At 72.9% G+C, this 5029-nt stretch carries 5 protein-coding genes and 1 pseudogene; 2 read left to right on the forward strand and 4 right to left on the reverse strand.

All coding sequences use genetic code 11. The annotated features are described in order from the left end of the window. A pseudogene (locus tag G3I53_RS22610) lies at positions 1-223 on the reverse strand (hypothetical protein); the annotation flags it as partial. A gap of 281 nt (positions 224-504) precedes the next feature. Between G3I53_RS22610 and G3I53_RS33420 the strand changes: the two are divergent. Further along, positions 505-657 carry a hypothetical protein gene (locus tag G3I53_RS33420; protein ID WP_203592587.1) on the forward strand — a complete coding sequence of 51 codons (153 nt, stop codon included), beginning with the start codon at positions 505-507 and terminating at the stop codon, positions 655-657. A gap of 63 nt (positions 658-720) precedes the next feature. On the opposite strand, the gene G3I53_RS22615 is transcribed toward G3I53_RS33420, so the two are convergent. From G3I53_RS22615 to G3I53_RS22625, 3 genes are all read right to left on the reverse strand, one after another. Next, positions 721-3111, reverse strand: a complete 2391-nt coding sequence (locus tag G3I53_RS22615) for an excinuclease ABC subunit UvrA (protein WP_164338258.1) — start codon at positions 3109-3111, stop codon at positions 721-723. 157 nt (positions 3112-3268) lie between these two features. Further along, positions 3269-3679, reverse strand: coding sequence for a VOC family protein (locus tag G3I53_RS22620; RefSeq protein WP_164338259.1), 411 nt, complete (start codon positions 3677-3679; stop codon positions 3269-3271). Between the two features lie 10 nt (positions 3680-3689). Then, positions 3690-4133 carry a helix-turn-helix transcriptional regulator gene (locus tag G3I53_RS22625; protein WP_164338260.1) on the reverse strand — a complete coding sequence of 148 codons (444 nt, stop codon included), beginning with the start codon at positions 4131-4133 and terminating at the stop codon, positions 3690-3692. A 204-nt stretch (positions 4134-4337) separates the two neighbouring features. Between G3I53_RS22625 and G3I53_RS22630 the strand changes: the two genes are divergently transcribed. After that, positions 4338-5015, forward strand: coding sequence for an adenosylcobinamide amidohydrolase (locus G3I53_RS22630; protein WP_343240669.1), 678 nt, complete (start codon positions 4338-4340; stop codon positions 5013-5015). Positions 5016-5029 lie beyond the last annotated feature (14 nt).

Raw genomic sequence — 5029 nt, forward strand, 5'->3', positions numbered from 1 at the left:
CCTCGACGCCCTTGGCCGCCGACTGCACGGCCCCGTTGGCCGCCGCGGCGACGCGCTCGCCGCCGGAGGCGACGGCTGACGTCGCGTCACCGGCCTGCGTGGCGGCGCCCTTCGCGGTCTCGGCGGCCGGGGCGGTCGCCTTGTCCGCGGTCTGCCGGGCCTTGTCCGCCGCGGTCCGGGTGGACGTGGACTTCTGACGGGTGTTCTTGCTCTGTTCGCTCATGGACTCCGACTTGCCTCTCCCTCCCACGGCAAACACGGCCGGTCACAATCCGTCCGCGGGACGGTGACTTGACGGCCCCGGCGGCGAACCGGTCGTGCCGGGGCGTCACTTCACCCGTAGGCGCCGTCGCGGGGAGGGTGCGCCGCCTCGGGTACGGGTGCCGTGACGTGGGGCGCGCGGCCCCGGACCGGGGAGGCAGGGGGGTGAGCCCGCCGTGCGGGGGTAACCGGTCCGTGCGGGGGCCGTGGCGCCTCCGCACGGACCTCGGAAAGGAGCAGCCCATGCCGAGCATGCTGCAGCGTCTCAAGGAGTTCAGCCGGAGCCCGCAGGGACGGCGTGCGACCCAGCAGGTCCGCCGCGCCGCGTCCGACCCCCGCCGCCGTGAGCAGGCACGCGGGCTGCTGAGCAGGTTCCGCGGCGGCGGCCACCGCTGACCCGGCCGGGCGGTCGGGTGGACCGGGGCCCGGCGTTCCGGGGGAACGCCGGGCCGGGGCGGGTCAGGCGCCCACGTACTCCGCGAGGTGCTCACCGGTGAGGGTGGACCGCGCGGCGACCAGGTCGGCCGGGGTGCCCTCGAAGACGATCCGGCCGCCGTCGTGGCCCGCTCCCGGGCCGAGGTCGATGATCCAGTCGGCGTGCGCCATCACGGCCTGGTGGTGCTCGATGACGATCACCGTCTTGCCGGAGTCGACCAGCCGGTCGAGGAGCCCGAGCAGCTGCTGGACGTCGGCCAGGTGGAGGCCGGTGGTCGGCTCGTCCAGGACGTAGACCCCGCCCTTGTCGCCCATGTGCGTGGCCAGCTTCAGGCGCTGGCGCTCGCCGCCGGACAGCGTGGTGAGCGGCTGGCCCAGGGTGAGGTAGCCGAGACCGACGTCGGCGAGCCGCTCGATGATGCGGTGCGCGGCGGGGGTGCGCGCCTCTCCCTCGCCGAAGAACCTCTCGGCCTCCGACACCGGCATGGCGAGCACCTCGCTGATGTCCCGGCCGCCGAAGCGGTACTCCAGCACCGACGCCTGGAACCGCTTGCCCTCGCAGTCCTCGCAGGTGGTGGACACCCCGGCCATCATGCCCAGGTCGGTGAAGACGACCCCGGCGCCGTTGCAGGTCGGGCAGGCGCCCTCGGAGTTGGCGCTGAACAGCGCGGGCTTGACCCCGTTGGCCTTGGCGAACGCCTTGCGGATCGGGTCGAGCAGCCCGGTGTAGGTCGCCGGGTTGCTGCGCCGGGAGCCGCGGATGGGCGTCTGGTCGACCGCGACCACGCCCTCCTCGGCGGGGATGGAGCCGTGCACCAGCGAGCTCTTGCCGGAGCCCGCGACACCGGTGACGACGGTGAGCACCCCGAGGGGGATGTCGACGCCGACGTTGCGCAGGTTGTTCGCGGTCGCGCCGCGGATCGGCAGCTTGCCGGTGGGCTCGCGCACGGTCTGCTTCAGCGACAGCCGGTCGTCGAGGTGCCGGCCGGTGACGGTGTCGCTGGCCCGCAGGCCCTCCACGGTGCCCTCGTAGCAGACCGTTCCGCCCTCGGTGCCCGCGCCGGGGCCGAGGTCGACGACGTGGTCGGCGATCGCGATCGCCTCGGGCTTGTGCTCCACGACGAGCACCGTGTTGCCCTTGTCCCGCAGGCGCAGCAGCAGGTTGTTCATGCGCTGGATGTCGTGCGGGTGCAGTCCGATGGTGGGCTCGTCGAAGACGTAGGTGACGTCGGTGAGCGAGGAGCCGAGGTGGCGGATCATCTTGACCCGCTGGGCCTCGCCGCCGGACAGCGTGCCCGAGGCCCGGTCGAGCGAGAGGTAGCCGAGGCCGATCTCCACGAACGAGTCGAGGGTGTGGCGCAGAGCGGTGAGCAGGGGTGCCACCGACGGTTCGTCCAGACCGCGGACCCACTCGGCGAGGTCCCTGATCTCCATGGCGCAGGCGTCGGCGATGGAGACCTTGCCGATCTTCGAGGACCGTGCTTCGGCGGTGAGCCGGGTGCCGTCGCACTCGGGGCAGGTGGCGAAGGTGACGGCCCGGTCCACGAAGGCGCGGATGTGCGGTTGCATCGCCTCCCGGTCCTTGTTGAGCATCGACTTCTGCAGCTTCGGGATCAGGCCCTCGTAGGTGAGGTTGATCCCGTTGATCTTCACCTTGGTCGGCTCGCGGTACAGGAAGTCGTGCCGTTCCTTCTTGGTGTACTTGCGGATCGGCTTGTCCGGGTCGAAGAAGCCCGACTCGGTGATGACGCGCACCGTCCAGCCGCCCCCGGTGTAGGTGGGGATGGTGAAGGGGTCCTCGGACAGGGACTTGGAGTCGTCGTAGAGCTGGGTGAGGTCGATGTCGGAGACCGTGCCGCGGCCCTCGCAGTGCGTGCACATGCCGCCGGTGCGGCTGAAGGTGACCTTCTCGGTCTTCGTCCGGTCGGCGCCGCGGTCGACCGTCATGCCGCCGCTGGCCGTGACCGAGGCGGTGTTGAAGGAGAACGCGCTCGGCGGCCCGATGTACGGCTTGCCCAGCCGGCTGAACAGGATGCGCAGCATGGCGTTGGCGTCGGTGGCGGTGCCGACGGTCGACCGCGGGTCGGAGCCCATGCGCTGCTGGTCGACGGTGATGGCCGTGGTCAGCCCGTCGAGCACGTCGACCTCGGGCCGGGCCAGGGTGGGCATGAAACCCTGGAGGAAGGCGCTGTAGGTCTCGTTGATCATCCGCTGGGATTCGGCGGCGATGGTGTCGAACACCAGCGAGCTCTTGCCCGAGCCGGACACTCCGGTGAACACCGTCAGGCGGCGCTTGGGGAGTTCGACGCTGACGTCCTTCAGGTTGTTCTCACGCGCGCCGTGCACCCGGATCAGGTCGTGGCGGTCGGCGGCGTGCGGCTCGGCGGGCCGCTTGTTCTTCCCCGTGCTGGTCATGTGTTCTCCGTCGATGAGGCGGGGCCGCCCGTCGGCCCCGTCGGCGCCCGGCTCGGTCGGGCCGTGCGGTGGACTGTGACTCCGCGGCCGCCCGCCCCGCGGCGGACGGGTGCCGTGGCCGCGGGGCGGGACGCGGTGGGTCCGGTCGGGCGAGCGGTCACCGCACCTCTTGGACCCGGACCATGTTGCCCGCGGGGTCCCGCACCGCGAAGTCCCGGATACCGTACGGCTGTTCGGTCGGCTCCTGGACCACTTCGGTGTCTCCGGCCTGAAGTTTCTCGAAGGTGCCGTCGAGGTCGCGGGTGGCCAGGATGATGCCCCCGTAGGTGCCCTTGGCCATCATCTCGGCGATGACGCGGCGTTCGTCGTCGGTGACGCCCGGGTCGGCGGCCGGTGGATGCAGCACGATGGAGGTGGCCGGCTGGTCCTTGGGACCGACCGTGATCCAGCGCATCCCCTCGTAGCCGACGTCGTTGCGGACCTCGAAGCCGAGGACGTCGCGGTAGAAGGCCAGCGCGGCGTCCGGGTCGTCGTGCGGAAGGAAGCTCGAGTGAATGGTGATGTCCATGGCCCCCACGCTAGGCGTCGGTCCTGGTGCGCGCTTCTCGATTCCTGACCGGCCTCGACACCTGTTTCGCCACGCACGACGGGATGCCCGCGGTGGCCCGGGCCGCCTCGCGCCGGTAGACGCTGGGCGGCATGCCGACGAGCTCGGTGAAGCGCGTGCTGAAGGTGCCCAGCGACGCGCAGCCGACCTCGAAGCAGACCTCCGTGACGCTGAGCTCGCCGATGCGCAGCAGCGCCATCGCGCGTTCCACGCGGCGCGTCATCAGGTAGCTGTACGGCGACTCGCCGTAGGCGAGGCGGAACTGGCGGCTGAGGTGTCCGGCCGACATGTGCACGCCCCGGGCCAGTGCCTCGACGTCCAGCGGCCGCGCGTACTCGCGGTCGATGCGGTCCCGGACGCGGCGCAGCCGCGCGAGGTCGCTCAGGTGCGGTGGTGCGGCGGGTTTGCTGCTCACTCGTGCGATCGTGCCACCTCCGGCCCGGGTTGCCCAGTTCCTTTCGCCTCCCGCCCGGTGTCCGGGTCGCCCGGTCGCTCCCGCGTCCCGGCCGAGGTCCGGACCGCCCGGCCGTGGCCGCCTCTCCGGCCCCGGTGGGGGCGCAGCCGGCGTCCCGGCATACGATCGGCCGGCCCCGTCCGACCGATGCCTGGAGTCCGCCCGGTGACCGCCGCCCCGCCGCCCCCGACCGTCGACGGACTGCTGCCGCTGCGGCGGCTGAGCCGGACCGAGGAGGACGAGGAGCTGCACGCGCTGCTGTGGACGGCCGGACCGGGCTGGCGGATGATCAGCAGCGCCGTGCTGGGCGGGGGCCTCGGCGAGCGGGAGTGGATCCTCAACGCGCAGGTGTCCCACGGCTACCGGCGCACCGACCCGGACCGGCACCTGGCCTCCCTCGCCGCCGCGGCGGGCATGCGCGGGCCGGGAGTGGGTCTGATGACCGCCGCGGACGTCTCGGCGTACGGCCACGGGCACGACGAAGGTGCGGAGGCCGTCGCCACGGTCGGCATCTCGGTGCGGGGCTGGGCCGCCTCGGCGCGCGAGGGCACGGACGGTGCGCCGGCGGCGGGCACGATCAACATCGTGGTGGCCCTGCCGGTGGCGCTCGGGGACGCCGCGCTGGTCAACGCGGTGAGCACGGCCACGGAGGCGAAGGTGCAGGCGCTGCTGGAGGCCGGCTACGACTGTTCCGGCACACCCACCGACGCGGTGTGCGTCGCCGCGCGGGTGCCCTCGCCCGGCGAGGAGACGCATGCGTTCGCCGGTCCGCGGTCGGTGTGGGGGGCGCGGCTGGCCCGCGCCGTGCACGGGGCGGTGCGGCGGGCGACACCCGCGCCCTGACGCGGGGCGCCCCG

The organism is Streptomyces sp. SID14436 (assembly GCF_010548465.1).
In the GTDB taxonomy this organism is placed as follows: Bacteria; Actinomycetota; Actinomycetes; order Streptomycetales; family Streptomycetaceae; genus Streptomyces.